Raw genomic sequence first — 13,868 nt, 5'->3', positions numbered from 1 at the left:
TCATCGTTGGTGGCGAAGCGCGTCTACAACATTCATTCTGGAGGCCTTCCACGCAGGAAAGATGCTCGCGAGCAGCGTGGTCGTGAAGGCAAGCACGAAGCCGTCGATCACGAGTGCTGGCGATATCGCGATCTCTCCGATGTAACCGCGGGCCATGCCCGGAGGAGGAGGCATCGGAATTCCCACGGCAGAAACGATGGTGCCGATTACCAACGCCAAGGCAACCCCGATTAATCCGCCGGCGATACCGAGCAAGACGCCTTCGGACAGAAAAAGACCAAGGATGCCACTGCGTCGAACGCCAATGGCCATGGACGTGCCGATCTCGGTTGTTCTCTCCATGACCGACATTGATAGCGTATTCGAGATGCTTAGTACCACGATCAGCGCGATCAGCAGGCGTACGACGCCGATCTGCTTCGAGAATAGTTCGACCGTCTTGTTATAAAAATCCGCGAGCGAATACCAGGGGTGAAGTTGATATTCACTGGCGGAAAGCACCGCGCTCAAGGATGCCATGGCGGAATCGGTACTCTTGGTGTCGGATAGCAGCACGACCCAGCTCGTGGCACCCTGTACTCGCATCAAATCCCGCGCGACCGAGATCGGGGCTCGCAGCACCGTGTCATCGTAAGCCTTGGCCACGGTAGCGAATATCCCGCTGATCTTCACTTCGACTGCATTGATGCCCCCGTCAGCGGTTGTTACGAGGAGTACGACGGTATCGCCGGCACGGGCGCCCAGATTTGCCGCAAGACCTTCGCCAACGAGTACCTCACGGGCGGTCGGCGACGACATGTCGTGACCGTCGATGATCGTTATTGACCGACTGATGCCTTTCTCGGCAAGTGGGTCTACGCCTTCGCCGAGAAAGGCAATCGTTTCGTCGCCCTTGCTAAGGAGACCGCTGAACGCGAGCCTTGGCGCGACCGTCACGACATGTTTGGCTTGTACAACCGCTTTTTCCAGGCGGTCCGGCAAAAGATACCGATATGGGTCGCCGAGACCCGATTCGAAGTATCCCGGCCGTGTTATCTGGATATGCCCCAACTGCGAATGGATGGTGGACTCGCGGAGATCCTGGAATATCCAGTTGATGAATCCACCGGCCAGTACAAATGCAGCTACGCCCCCACCGACGGTAGCCAAAGCAAGCGCGCTGCGTTTACGTTGGCGGGTAAGGTTGCGTGCCGCGAGCATGAACTGACGCAGGATCGTGGCAATACGATCAGGAAGCATGGACTGGCATAAAGTGTTCGATTGCTTATGATAGCGGCTTCGAACGAACAAACTGAAGGGGCGTCTGGAGAATGGCCGAATTCGATTACGAAGCAGCTTTCTCGCGGAATATTGGCTGGTTGACGGAGATCGAGCAGGCGTCGCTTCGAAAGAAAAGGGTAGCAATTGCGGGTATGGGTGGTGTCGGTGGCGTTCACCTGCTTACGCTCACACGCTTGGGCGTAGGGGCGTTCAATATTGCCGACTTTGATACCTTTGACATCGTAAATTTCAATCGACAAGCGGGCGCGATGATGTCTACCGTCGGGCGTCCAAAAGCCGCCGTCCTCAAGGAGATGGCGCTCGATGTCAATCCGCAGTTGGATGTGCGTGTGTTTGGCTCGGGCGTGTCAACCGAGAACCTTGATGAATTTCTTGATGGCGTCGATCTCTATGTGGATGGTCTCGATTTCTTCGCCTTCGAGGCGCGGCGAGCGACATTTGCTGCCTGCAACCGATTGGGTGTTCCTGCCGTGACGGCTGCACCCCTTGGTATGGGCACTGCCTTCCTCTGTTTTGCTCCAGGAGGGATGTCCTTCGAAGACTATTTCGGATTGGAGGGTCAAGACGAGGCGGAAATGGCCCTGCGGTTCATGATCGGGCTCTCGCCTGCAATGCTCCAGCGTTCTTACCTGGTTGATCAATCCAGAGTGGATCTCGCCGAGCATAGGGGGCCTTCGACGATCATGGCCTGTCAGTTATGTGCCGGGGTGGTCGCGACAGAATCTGCCAAGCTGCTTCTGGATAGAGGAGGCGTGCCGTTCGCGCCTCATGGCTACCACTTTGATGCGTATCGCAATCGCTTCGTGAAGACATGGCGCCCCGGAGGGGCGCGCAATCCACTTCAGCGCATGATGCTCGCAATCGCCCGGCGCCAGCTTGCAGCGATGCGTTGATGGCGTTCTTTCGTCGGTTGGGGCTGCCTGGGCAGAGGGATGGCCTATTCGGAGATAAGGAGCCTTTCCACGGGCAGTCGCCGCGAGCGGGGGGGGCTTTTTACAAGAGGACGCCCGACACGCAGCACGATGTGCAGGCGCTCGTTTGCGTCGAGCGAAAGGATGCCGGGCAAGTCGTCCAGTGCCTGGCCGACGGGGCGTGCCCAGTCGGTCGGAATACGATGGGCGATGTGGCGCGTTTGCTGGTCTGCCACGACGTAGAATGGATGAACGCCCCATCCCTGCTTGTTTAGCTCGATCCATACACGCTGCATCAGTCTGCCGGCATCCAGCGAATCACGGTAGCCCCCGGGGCCTACCACACAGACCAGCATCGATGCATTGCGCAGTTTGCGCACCTCCATGTCCGCCATGAGTCGATAGATCTGGAGGCGGTTCAGAAGGGCCATGCGTTTCCAGTCGCTGACTAGATGCATGAATGATGCGCCGCCGGGAGGTAGATCGATCGTATTGACGTCCAAGCCGTCACCTGCTTCGATTTCGCCTCTCGAAAATCTGAGACTGCCCATGAGCCAATCGTGGAGCTCTCTGTTGCAGAATCGGGCCATGCAGCAAGTTCGCGTGACTTCACTCAGATCGTCGAACGCTTTGCCGGCAGGTAGTACTTGAATTCTTGCCGTTCCCTCTGTGCTGGCTATCAATGACTCGAGAGCGCTGGTCTGCGGCGCCTCTGTGCCATATTTGAAGCGATTTGTATGCCGCGAGAGTACAGCTTGATTCGCACGCTCATTGAGTTCGCGTCTGTCGATGTGCCACGAGAAATAGGGCCCGCAGGCAGATTCCGATGCCCAGCGGAGCGCATCAGAGTCCGTTTTTGAGTTCTGTGAAAGATTCTCTGCTACGGCGCCTATGCCAAGGAGCGTCGCATGGCCCTGAGATCCGAATGGATCAAGCCCATGCCGAGCCCGATAGGAGACTGAGAGGGTGTCGCCGCACAAATCGAAACGCCAGTGTTGTGAGTTGTCGGCAGAGGGGGCCGCTAGGGCCGCCGCTAATGTAGAGGCGGTCATCTCTTAAGCTCCAATCGTTCATGACGGCTCGACAATAACTCATGTCATATTCCGGAAAGGAAAATTGTGCAACAAAAAAGCGGCGGCAGGTTACCCTGCCGCCGCCAGAATCCCTTGGGATCGATTAGGCTGCTTTGCGATTGCGCCGTGCTGCCGCGATACCGAAGAGGCCAATTCCCAGAAGAGCAAGCGAAGCCGGTTCGGGAACGGTAACAGTCTTGCCGCGAAGGTCCGCGCTACCGGAAATACACCACGTGCCGGCAGCTGCGGTTCCGTCTGCACAGCCGGTGGTCACGTCGTGACTGTTCAAGACCTGGTTGTCACCCGAAGTGTTGACCGAGATGTCAGCGAAGCCACCCAACGAGTCCGCGATCGAATTCGCATCGAGGAACGATGCTACGGCAGCAAGTCCGAAGACGCCGGTGGTGTCGACATCAGCAAGACCGGACCCTTTGAACGACAGAGCCGAGCCGATCAGATCACCGCTGGCGGTCAGTTCTGCACCAGTAGCCGTAAAGTCGTGACCGGTGAAGCGGACCCATTCGCTATAGCCTTGAATGGTTGCGAGGTTTGCCACCGACGATTGGCTCGTCAGATTGAAGTTTGCCCCGAGATAGACATTGATCGTGCCATTAATGAATTCAACGTCTGTAGCGGAAAAGTTCTGCGACGTGTATTCAAAGGTGAAGTAGAGCCGATCAGTGCCTGCGTAAAGCAGATTGCCATTGACGGTATTGATCTGGCCGTAGCCGAGCAAGGTCTGGCCGCTGCCGTTGATGAAGGTTTCCGCAACCGTTGTAGTTTCGATGTGCGTATTGGTCGGGGAAGCGCCGTCAGGACCGAAGTCTACGCCACCGATAACGATTGCCGATGCCGGTGCTGCTGCCGTGAGCGCTGCAATCGCGATCGAGGAAGCGATGATTTTGCGGATTGCCATGGAATTCTCCTTGGAGCTGATGTTTGGTGATATAGAGACGCGCTTTCACTTAAGCATTTCCTGTGCCAGAACGATTTGTCTAATAAAAACAGGTGCTTGCGATTGGATTGTTTTTGCCTGTCTCAAGGGTGTAAAAAAAGTCGACACCATCTCGGGCTGTGCGGTCTGAGCTTGCCTCAACGGATCTGAATGATGCGGACGCGTGCGAGGGCGTTGTGCGATTGGCGGCCGAGATTGATTCCCAACGCTTTGCCACGTGAGCTGAACAAGCACGTGGGGGTAAATCGACGACGTGATGTCAAATCGATGCGCTGGGCGGTACACGGCTACCCTGTCGTTACTCACTCGATGAAGCACGAGTCGATCGAGACATTGCGTCTCGTGGTTGTGGTTTGTGCCGGGGTCGCAATACGCCTCTACCGAGGTGATCCTCGACAGTCGGACGTTCGAGTCCCTTAGGTGAGCCGGCAAGGTCAGCGGGCCTCGCGCCTGTTAACGCAGAAAATTTAGTCTCCGACGAACCCCGCTGTGCGGACCGACTCGACGATTCTTGCGGTGCTCAGCCCGCTTTGGGCCATCAGTTGTCCCTGCTCTCCATGGTCAATGAAGACATCCGGCAGACCTAGCGTAACGACCGTTGTTGCAGGGGCATTGAGTGCAAGCTGGCGGTTGACCTCGGCCCCTGCGCCACCGATTACGGAATTCTCTTCCACGGTGACAAACAGATCATGCTCGTGCTCAAGAGTTCTGAGCAAGTCGGTGTCCAGCGGTTTGACAAACCGCATATTTACCACAGTGGCATCCAACTCTTCGCCCGCAGCTAAGGCCGCCGGTAACATGCTGCCAAAGGCCAGAATCGCCACGCGCTTCCCCCTGCGCCGAATCTCGCCCTTGCCGATCGGCAGTGCCGTCATCTCGCATTCGGGCGTCACGCCCATGCCCGATCCGCGCGGGTATCGGACAGCGGTGGGGCCGTCGTGCATGTAGGCGGTGTATAGCATCTGGCGGCATTCGTTTTCGTCCGCTGGCGCCATGATCACCATGTTGGGAATGCATTGCAGGTAAGAGAGGTCGAAGGCGCCGTGGTGGGTCGCGCCGTCGGCACCGACCAGGCCGGCACGGTCGATGGCCAGCACGACCGGCAGGTTTTGCAGGGCAATGTCGTGGATGAGCTGGTCGTAGGCGCGTTGCAGGAAGGTCGAATAGATGGCCACGACCGGTTTCTTGCCTTCGCAGGCGAGCCCAGCGGCGAAGGTGAGGGCGTGTTGTTCGGCGATGCCGACATCGTGATATCGATCGGGGTACTCATCAGCGAAGCGCACCAGGCCCGAGCCTTCGCGCATTGCCGGCGTGATCGCGATCAGGCGGGGGTCCCGCGCCGCCATGTCGCATAGCCAGTCGCCAAAGACCTGGGTATAGGTGCGCTTGCCGCTCGTCTTGCCGGTCTGAATGCCGGCCGTGTGATCGAACTTCGATACGCCGTGGTACAGGACCGGGTCGGCCTCGGCGAGTTTGTAGCCTTGGCCCTTGCGGGTGATTACATGCAGGAATTGCGGGCCCTTGAGCTTTTTCAGGTTCTGCAGCGTCGGCACGAGGGCGTCGAGGTCGTGGCCGTCGATGGGTCCGATGTAATTGAAGCCGAATTCCTCGAACAGGGTGCCGGGCGTGATCATTCCCTTGACGTGTTCCTCGACCTTGCGGGCGAAGTCGCCCAGTACGCGCTCGCCGGCACGGCGCGCGGCGTTGTATGTCCGGCCGGACATGAGTCGCGCAAGAATCCGGGTGAGCGAGCCGACCGGAGGTGAGATCGACATCTCGTTGTCGTTGAGGATTACCAGCAGGCGCACATCCGGCGTATCGCCGGCATTGTTGAGTGCTTCGAAAGCCATGCCGGCCGACATGGCGCCGTCGCCGATGATCGCGATATTCGCTCGGTCGTTGCCGTCATTGCGTGCGGCGACGGCCATGCCCAGTGCGGCAGAAATCGAGGTGGATGAGTGGGCGGTGCCGAAGGTGTCGTACGGGCTTTCAGAACGCTTCGGAAAACCGGACAGGCCGCCGTACTGGCGTAACGTGGGCATCGCGTCGCGGCGGCCGGTGAGGATCTTGTGGCCGTATGTCTGGTGTCCAACGTCCCAGACGATGCGGTCGTCGGGCGTATTGAAGGCGTAGTGGAGTGCGATCGTGAGTTCAACGGTACCGAGGTTCGAAGAGAGATGACCGCCGGTTTTCGAGACCGATTCGATCAAAAACGCACGCAGTTCGTTGGCGAGTTGGTGCAGATCCCTGCGTTCAAGCCTGCGCAGATCGGCAGGGTCGTTGATGGTTTCCAGAAGTGGGTAAGCGGACATTTAGGGGGAGGGATCCGGTCAATCAGAAGCTGCGGTGAACGATGAAACGGGCGAGGGCGGCGAGACGATCCGAGTTGTCCAGATTGTCCAGGGTGCCGAGCGCCTCCTGCAGCAACTCTTCTGCGAGGCGACGGGCGTCGGCAAGGCCGAGCAGGCTTACGTAGGTCGGCTTGTTGTTCGCGGCATCCTTGCCCGCAGTCTTGCCGAGTGTTGCCGTGTCGGCATCGGCATCGAGGATGTCGTCCACGACCTGAAACAGCAGGCCGACCAGTTTGCCGTAATGATCCAGTGCGCCCATGCGGGCTTCATCGAGAGGGCTGCCGCACTGTGCACCAAGCAGTACCGAGGCGCGGATCAGCGCTCCCGTCTTGTGGATGTGCATGTGTTCGAGTTCGCTGCGATCGAGCTGGCGACCGACGGACTCCAGGTCGATCGCCTGGCCGCCCGCCATCCCCCGTGATCCAGAGGCTTGCGCCAGCAGCGCAAGCATGCCGACCTGACGAGCCGGATCGGCTAGCAGTGCCGGTCTGGCGAGAACCTGGAACGCGAGTGTCTGCAGCGCGTCTCCGGCAAGTAGTGCGGTAGCTTCATCGAACTGTACGTGGACGGTCGGCTTGCCGCGACGCAGCACGTCGTCGTCCATGCACGGCATGTCGTCGTGCACGAGTGAGTATGCATGGATCAGCTCGACCGCACAGGCGGCGGTGTCGAGCGCATCGGCGTTTGCGCCAACGATCTCCCCCGCCGCGTGCACCAACAGGGGGCGTACTCGCTTGCCCCCGCCCAGAACGCCGTAGCGCATGGCCTGATGAAGTCGGGACGGTGACGTTGCTGCATCCGGGAGGAAGTTGCCGAGCGCAATTTCGGTACGGTCCTGAATCTCCGCCATCCAGGTCTGGAAGGCGGTACCTTGGCTACTCATTGGCAGCGGCTCCGGCAGGAAGATCATCGAGTGTGTTGCCTTGCAGCACCCGGATGCGTTGTTCCGCGCTGTCAAGCGCCTCTTTGCAATATCGCATCAATTCGACGCCACGCTGATAGTGTTCAAGCGATTGTTCGAGGCTGAGGCCATCGGTTTCCATTGCGTGAACGATGGTGTCCAGCTCGGCGACGGCGTGTTCAAAGGATGTGGGCGATTTTGGCGTTCTGGCCATGGGTCGGACGGGCGGTCGCGGCAAGTGATTGAAAGTAACCGATTGCAAAACTGGCGGTCGAACACCCTTTCGATATAATGGCGAGTTCCGTTTTCCGGATTTCTCTCTTATTTTCAAGGAGGTTCGGGATGTCCGACATCGCTTCCAGACTTCAAGTGGCTCAAGCAGACTCCCAGTTGCCAGTGTCCTGGTATTTCGACGAAAAAGTCTTCGAACTGGAGAAACGTCTTATCTTCGATGCCGCTGCGCGCTACGTCGGACACGCGCTGATGGTACCAGAACTGAATGACTACCGGTCCCTCGAATGGCACGACCACAGCCGCCTGCTGGTCAATAACGCCGATGGATTTCACGCCCTCTCGAACGTCTGCCGTCACCGCCAGGCGATCATGCTCGAGGGTTCGGGTAGTGCCGCGAACATCGTCTGTCCGATCCACCGCTGGACCTACGACAACCAGGGCACTCTGCTCGGCGCACCGCATTTTGCCCAGAAGCCGTGCCTCAGCCTCAAGCGTGACCCGCTCGAGAACTGGCAGGGCCTGTTGTTCGAAGGGCCTCGTTCGGCCCGCGCGGATCTTGCTGGCATGCAGCTTGCCGGTGCGCTCGACTTCGAAGGCTACAAGCTCGATCGTGTCGAGATTCATGAGTGCAATTACAACTGGAAGACCTTTATCGAGGTTTACCTGGAGGATTACCACGTCGCGCCGTTCCATCCCGGGCTCGGCAATTTTGTCACCTGCGACGATCTGACCTGGCAATTCGGCGACTGGTATTCGGTCCAGCGCGTCGGTGTAACTTCACTCACCCGGCCGGGTTCGAGCGCGTACGAACGCTGGCACAAGATGGTTCTCGACTATCACGATGGACAGCTTCCGGCACACGGGGCGATCTGGCTTACCTACTACCCCAACGTGATGGTGGAGTGGTATCCCCACGTGTTGGTTGTGAGCACATTGATTCCGCGGGATGTAAACAACACCACCAATGTGGTGGAGTTCTACTACCCGGAGGAAATCGTCGAGTTCGAGCGGGAGTTCGTCGAGGCCGAGCAGGCCGCATACATGGAAACGGCCGTGGAAGACGATGAAATCGGGGAGCGGATGGACCGTGGTCGCTGGGCGCTATTCCGTCAGGGGCGCAGCGAGATCGGTCCCTACCAGTCGCCGATGGAGGACGGAATGCAGCATTTTCACGAGTTCTATCGCCGGATCATGGCACCGCATCTTTGACCAAGAAGTACGGATATCAGGCGGAAACTGGCCGCGGCAGTTTGTCGGAATATTTTACAGTCCTGACCAACTGCCGATTGGCCGTTCAGGGCCTCTCAATGCCATGTAACCGTGGTTGCGAGCAGATAACCCGCACCATAGACGGTCTTGATTATCTTCGCATGCTGCGGATTCTCCTCAAGCCGGCGGCGCAGACGTGAGACTCTCAGATCGATACTGCGATCCAGTGCGGTCACCTCGCGGCCCTGCAGCAGCTGGTCGCGAGAGAGTATCTGGTTCGGGTGCTCCAGCAATGTCATCAGGAGCTGAGCCTCGGCGAGCCCCAGCGTGTCTTCCTTTCCATCGGGTGCGATCAGACGCAGGGTGCCAAGCTCGAACTGCCAGCCGGCGAAGCTGGCTATCTTCGGAGATCCGTCCGCAGGAGGACTGTGTTCGGGTTGGTAGCGCCGCAGGATGCTGCGCACCCGCGCAATGAGTTCCCGGGGTTCGAAAGGCTTGACCACGTAGTCATCCGCGCCGAGTTCGAGGCCCATCACCCGGTCGGACGTATCCGCTCGGCCGGTCACGATCAGCAGGCCAAAACGATGGCGTGCCCTGATCTGGTACAGCAGTTCCATCCCGTCCATGTCTGGCAGACCCAGATCGAGAATGCAAAGGGCGGGCGCCTCGACCCTGAGCTGGCGCAGGAATTCCGCTCCGGTGCGGAACACTGCGGAGCGATAGTTAAAGCGCTGCAGGGTGCCTTCGATCAGGCGTGACACGGCTACGTCGTCCTCTACGATATGGATAAGCTTCCTCTCCATGCCGGACATTGACACTCTCCTGCCTGTTCTTCCGTTGCTGGTTTACGAGACGCCGCGAGCCGCGAGGGTGGTCAGCGCTTCGACGAGTTTTTCTTGGGTGAATGGTTTGTCGAGCAATGGCGTACCAGAGTCTGCTGAACCTGTTCGCAAGCCGTCTGCGTATCCGCTCATGAGAACCACCGGCAGCTCGGGCCGGAAACGCCGTGCAAAGCGTGCGAGCGCTCGCCCATCCATGGTCCCTGGCATGACCACGTCGGAAAGGACCAGGGAAATCGCGGGAATGTTTTCGACCATGTCTGCACCCTCCTGCCCGCTTTCTGCTTCGAGTACGGTGCAGCCTAGCGAAGCCAGTTGTTTTCGCACGACCTTGCGGACCTGCGCATCGTCGTCGACGAGCAGGACAAGGCGCCCGTGCAGATCAAGATCGATCGGGGTTGCAATGTCGGGCTGGGTGGCGTGCAACGACATCTTGCCCGCGCAGGGCAGGACCAGTGCGACGGTGGTTCCCACGGCCTGACGGCTTCGGATCCTGACGCCCCCGCCCGACTGTTTGATGAAACCGTACACCATCGCCATCCCGAGGCCGCTACCCATGCCGAACTTTTTCGTCGTGAAGAAAGGCTCGAAGACCCGCGCCAGGGTCGCCCCGTCCATGCCGATGCCATTGTCGCTGACGGCGATCTGAGCATAGGGGCCGGGTTGCAGCTCAAGGTCTGCCGCCGGACCGCCTTCGAGGACCTCGAGTGACGACTCGATCCGCAGCTCGCCTCCGTTCGGCATTGCGTCGCGCGCGTTGAGGGCGAGATTCAGGAGTGCGCTTTCGAGCTGGTGTGGATCCGCCATGACAGTGAGATCGGGCGCTTTCGACGAGGTCACGATCGAGATATTGCCCGGCATGGAACGGCGAATGAGCCGCGCCATGCCATGGACAAGCTCGTCCACTTCGATCGCGCGCGGTTCGATCGGCTGCTGGCGCGAGAATGCGAGGAGTCGCTTGATCAGTTCAGTACTGTGCTCCGCCGCATCAAGTGCCGGCTCGACGTATTCGGCCAGTATCGGGTTGTCGGGAACCGCTTCCCGAAGTGCAGCCAGGTTGCCCATCACGATGGTCAGCATGTTGTTGAAATCGTGAGCGAGGCCACCTGTCAGCTGTCCGATGGCTTCCATTTTCTGGGCTTGAGCCAGGGCACTTTGGGTGCGTCGCTGCTCCGTGATGTCGACCGCATGGACAAAACCGCCGATCACATTGCCGTCCGGTCCGATATCGGGAACCAGCGTGCTCCGGGCGTAGCGAGTGGTCCCGGTCTGATCGGTGAGCGAGTATTCGTAGGTGATCTCTTCGCCGTCGAGGGCGCGGGCGACCGCCGCCGTGACGGTTTCGAACACCTGCTCGCCGATGACTTCGCGGATTGTCCTGTCGACCATCGTTTCGCTGCTCCAGCCGAACCATTCGGCATAACGGCGATTGGCGTAGCGGAAGGTCCACGTGTTGTCGAAGTACGCAATGTGAGCCGGAATCGTGTCGGTGATCTGACGCAGGCGGGCCTCACTGAAGCGCAGCGCCGCCGTGATCTTTCGATTCTCTTCGATTGCGGCGGTCAGTTCGGCGTTCGCGGCAACCAGTTCCGCCGTGCGTCGCTGGATGTGCGATTCAAGCTCTGCCTGATGGCGACGGATCTGCTCGCGTTGCGATTCCGCCTCGGTGATGTCCGAGTAGAGCGCGATGAAACCGTCATGGGGCAAGGGAACGCCGCGGATCGATAGCAGCGTCCCGTTCGGGCGCTGGCGGCTGGTCTCGTGCGGGGTGAACGCCCGCGCAGCGGCAACCCGCTCGGCGACCTGCTCGTCGGGATCGCCGGGACCGTATTCGCCCCGGTCGGCGTTGTGGCGGATAAAGGCTTCGAACGGGACTCCGGGTTCTGCCAGGTGCTCGGGAAAGTCGAGCAGCCGCAGAAAAGTCTTGTTGCAGGCAATCAGGCGCAAGTCGCGGTCGAAAACCGTTACCCCCTGATCGAGCAGGTCGAGCCCTGCTGTCATCATTTCGCGATAGCGCCGGTCGCTCACGCCCTTGCGCGAACGTGTTCCGGCAGCCCGGCTGGCTTGCCCCGTAGTCATCGTCGCTCACTCGTCACTCTAACCCCGTGGCCCACGGGTACCGCCCGATTCTAGTCGGCGAGCCGCAATGGATGCACGCATGACAAGATTCAGTACATTTGCTTGAAACTCGTGACACGTTTCTTTGCGATCATTTACACTGTTTCAGTCGATGGTTCGTCGCGGCGAAGATCGCGCACCGCGGCCAAGTGGGTAATTAGAGTCGGGACAAGGAGGAGTTGAAGGTGTCGAACAATCCGTACGAAATAGGTTTGGGCAAGAACGAAGCGAATTTCGTGGCGCTCTCGCCGCTCAGTTACATCGAACGCAGTGCCTATGTATACCCTGACCGTACCAGTGTGATCCACGGTTCGCGGACCTTTACCTGGAAGCAGACCTACGAGCGCAGCCGCCGTCTGGCGAGCGCGCTGGCGCAGAAAGGCATCGGTCGCGGTGATACGGTTGCCGTCATGCTGCCGAACGTGCCGGCCATGGTCGATGTGCATTTCGGGGTGCCGATGGTCGGCGCCGTACTGAATACCCTGAACACCCGCCTCGATGCCGAAGCGATCGCCTTCATGCTGGCCCATGGTGAAGCCAAGGTGCTGATCACCGACCCCGAGTTCGCCGCCATCATCGGCCCGGCACTGGAAATGCTCGAAGGACCGAAGCCGCTGGTGATCGACGCGCTCGATCCCGAGTACCCGGGTACCGACCGTCTCGGCGAGATCGAGTACGAGGACTTCATTGCCGGCGGCTCGCCCGACTACGAGTGGCATCTCCCCGCGGACGAGTGGGATGCGATCGCCCTCAACTACACATCCGGCACCACCGGAAACCCCAAGGGGGTTGTCTACCATCACCGCGGCGCCTACCTCAACGCGGCATCGAACATCATCAGCTGGGGCATGCCGCAGCATGCGGTGTATCTGTGGACGCTGCCGATGTTCCACTGCAACGGCTGGTGCTTCCCCTGGACCATGGCTGCCAATGCCGGCGTGAACGTGTGTCTGCGCAAGGTCGATCCGGCACTCATCTTCGAGATGATCCGTCGCTACAAGGTGACCCACATGTGTGGTGCGCCGATCGTCTACGGCATGATGATCAATGCCAACGAAGCGCTCCGCAAGGGCATCGAGCACAAGGTGAGCGGCCTCATCGCCGGCGCCGCGCCTCCGGCAGCGATCATCGAGGGTGCCGAGCGCATGGGCTTCGACATCACCCACGTTTATGGTCTCACCGAAACCTACGGCCCCGCCTCGGTGTGTGCGAAACATCCGGCCTGGGATGAACTGCCGATCGACAAGCGGGCAGAGCGCAACGGTCGTCAGGGTGTGCGCTATCACATGCAGGAAGCGATCACCGTGCTCGATACCCTGAGCATGGAGCCGGTGCCGGCCGATGGCGAAGTCATGGGCGAGATCATGTTCCGCGGCAACCTGGTGATGAAAGGCTATCTCAAGAACGAGAAGGCCACCGAGGAAGCCTTTGCCGGCGGCTGGTTCCATACCGGCGACTTGGCGGTGATGCATCCGGACGGCTACGTGAAGATCAAGGACCGTTCGAAGGACGTGATCATTTCCGGCGGTGAAAACATCTCGTCGCTCGAAGTCGAGGAGGTGCTCTATCGTCACCCCGCCGTGATGACGGCTGCCGTCGTCGCCAAGCCCGACGAAAAATGGGGTGAGGTGCCGGCCGCCTACATCGAGGTCAAGGAAGGTGCTGAAGTGAGCGTCGAAGACATCATCACTCATTGCCGCGCTCACCTGGCACGATACAAGGTGCCGAAGCACATCGAGTTCTGCGTCCTGCCGAAAACGTCGACCGGCAAGATCCAGAAGTTTGCGCTGCGTGAGCAGGCGAAATCCGCTTCGGCGATCGGCTAAGGAGGGGCTCGAAATGAAGATACTGGTCCCTGTGAAGCGCGTGGTGGATTACAACGTGAAGGTCCGTGTGAAGGCGGACCAGTCGGGTGTAGAGCTTGCGAACGTGAAGATGTCGATCAACCCGTTCGACGAGATTGCGATCGAAGAGGCGGTGCGGCTCAAGGAAGCGG

Annotated in this window: 11 protein-coding genes and 1 pseudogene; 4 read left to right on the top strand and 8 right to left on the bottom strand. The window is 59.6% G+C overall.

Annotated features, from left to right (window positions below; genetic code table 11):
• A complete protein-coding gene (locus tag GQB03_RS06490) occupies positions 1-1,239 on the bottom strand; it encodes an ABC transporter permease (RefSeq protein WP_159686318.1) in 1,239 nt (412 codons plus the stop codon).
• 71 nt (positions 1,240-1,310) lie between these two features.
• Here GQB03_RS06490 and GQB03_RS06485 point away from each other — a divergent pair, with 71 nt between their 5' ends.
• Entirely contained in the window at positions 1,311-2,174 is an 864-nt protein-coding gene (locus GQB03_RS06485; protein ID WP_159686315.1) for a ThiF family adenylyltransferase, read from the top strand.
• Positions 2,175-2,218: 44 nt separating this feature from the next.
• Here GQB03_RS06485 and GQB03_RS06480 read toward each other — a convergent pair whose 3' ends face one another.
• The 5 genes from GQB03_RS06480 to GQB03_RS06460 form a co-directional block, all read right to left on the bottom strand.
• Complete coding sequence (locus tag GQB03_RS06480) at positions 2,219-3,244, bottom strand: nitroreductase family protein (RefSeq protein ID WP_159686313.1); 1,026 nt, start codon at positions 3,242-3,244, stop codon at positions 2,219-2,221.
• 124 nt (positions 3,245-3,368) lie between these two features.
• Positions 3,369-4,181: a PEP-CTERM sorting domain-containing protein gene (locus GQB03_RS06475; protein ID WP_159686311.1), complete on the bottom strand. Its 813-nt coding sequence runs from the start codon at positions 4,179-4,181 to the stop codon at positions 3,369-3,371.
• Positions 4,182-4,687: 506 nt separating this feature from the next.
• Complete coding sequence (gene dxs / locus GQB03_RS06470; RefSeq protein WP_159686309.1) at positions 4,688-6,532, bottom strand: 1-deoxy-D-xylulose-5-phosphate synthase; 1,845 nt, start codon at positions 6,530-6,532, stop codon at positions 4,688-4,690.
• 22 nt (positions 6,533-6,554) lie between these two features.
• Complete coding sequence (locus tag GQB03_RS06465) at positions 6,555-7,454, bottom strand: polyprenyl synthetase family protein (RefSeq protein ID WP_200832133.1); 900 nt, start codon at positions 7,452-7,454, stop codon at positions 6,555-6,557.
• Positions 7,447-7,686 carry an exodeoxyribonuclease VII small subunit gene (locus GQB03_RS06460; RefSeq protein WP_159686306.1) on the bottom strand — a complete coding sequence of 80 codons (240 nt, stop codon included), beginning with the start codon at positions 7,684-7,686 and terminating at the stop codon, positions 7,447-7,449. Before GQB03_RS06460 ends, GQB03_RS06465 begins: the two co-directional genes overlap by 8 nt.
• Positions 7,687-7,814: 128 nt before the next feature.
• Here GQB03_RS06460 and GQB03_RS06455 point away from each other — a divergent pair, with 128 nt between their 5' ends.
• Positions 7,815-8,915 (top strand): aromatic ring-hydroxylating oxygenase subunit alpha, encoded by a 1,101-nt coding sequence (locus tag GQB03_RS06455; RefSeq protein WP_159686303.1) that lies wholly within the window; start codon positions 7,815-7,817, stop codon positions 8,913-8,915.
• A gap of 95 nt (positions 8,916-9,010) precedes the next feature.
• On the opposite strand, the gene GQB03_RS06450 is transcribed toward GQB03_RS06455, so the two are convergent.
• Both GQB03_RS06450 and GQB03_RS06445 read right to left on the bottom strand, forming a co-directional pair.
• On the bottom strand, positions 9,011-9,727 hold the full coding sequence (locus tag GQB03_RS06450; protein WP_159686300.1) for a response regulator transcription factor: 717 nt from the start codon (positions 9,725-9,727) through the stop codon (positions 9,011-9,013).
• Positions 9,728-9,760: 33 nt separating this feature from the next.
• Entirely contained in the window at positions 9,761-11,833 is a 2,073-nt protein-coding gene (locus GQB03_RS06445) for a PAS-domain containing protein (protein WP_235026971.1), read from the bottom strand.
• A 224-nt stretch (positions 11,834-12,057) separates the two neighbouring features.
• On the opposite strand from GQB03_RS06445, the gene GQB03_RS06440 reads away from it, so the two are divergent.
• Positions 12,058-13,698 (top strand): acyl-CoA synthetase, encoded by a 1,641-nt coding sequence (locus GQB03_RS06440; protein WP_159686298.1) that lies wholly within the window; start codon positions 12,058-12,060, stop codon positions 13,696-13,698.
• Positions 13,699-13,711: 13 nt separating this feature from the next.
• Positions 13,712-13,868 (top strand): annotated as a pseudogene (locus GQB03_RS06435) (electron transfer flavoprotein subunit beta/FixA family protein); the annotation flags it as partial.

The organism is Cognatazoarcus halotolerans (assembly GCF_009800965.1).
GTDB lineage: Bacteria > Pseudomonadota > Gammaproteobacteria > Burkholderiales > Rhodocyclaceae > Cognatazoarcus > Cognatazoarcus halotolerans.
Note: the sequence above shows the minus strand (reverse complement) of the source record. Positions and strands in the feature narration are given on the sequence as shown.

Coding starts and splice junctions, on each gene's coding strand:
- GQB03_RS06465 (WP_200832133.1), bottom strand. CDS start 7,454: ATGAGTAGCCAAGGTACCGCCTTCCAGACCTGGATGGCGGAGATTCAG.
- GQB03_RS06485 (WP_159686315.1), top strand. CDS start 1,311: ATGGCCGAATTCGATTACGAAGCAGCTTTCTCGCGGAATATTGGCTGG.
- GQB03_RS06455 (WP_159686303.1), top strand. CDS start 7,815: ATGTCCGACATCGCTTCCAGACTTCAAGTGGCTCAAGCAGACTCCCAG.
- GQB03_RS06475 (WP_159686311.1), bottom strand. CDS start 4,181: ATGGCAATCCGCAAAATCATCGCTTCCTCGATCGCGATTGCAGCGCTC.
- GQB03_RS06450 (WP_159686300.1), bottom strand. CDS start 9,727: ATGTCCGGCATGGAGAGGAAGCTTATCCATATCGTAGAGGACGACGTA.
- dxs (WP_159686309.1), bottom strand. CDS start 6,532: ATGTCCGCTTACCCACTTCTGGAAACCATCAACGACCCTGCCGATCTG.
- GQB03_RS06460 (WP_159686306.1), bottom strand. CDS start 7,686: ATGGCCAGAACGCCAAAATCGCCCACATCCTTTGAACACGCCGTCGCC.
- GQB03_RS06480 (WP_159686313.1), bottom strand. CDS start 3,244: ATGACCGCCTCTACATTAGCGGCGGCCCTAGCGGCCCCCTCTGCCGAC.
- GQB03_RS06490 (WP_159686318.1), bottom strand. CDS start 1,239: ATGCTTCCTGATCGTATTGCCACGATCCTGCGTCAGTTCATGCTCGCG.
- GQB03_RS06445 (WP_235026971.1), bottom strand. CDS start 11,833: ATGACTACGGGGCAAGCCAGCCGGGCTGCCGGAACACGTTCGCGCAAG.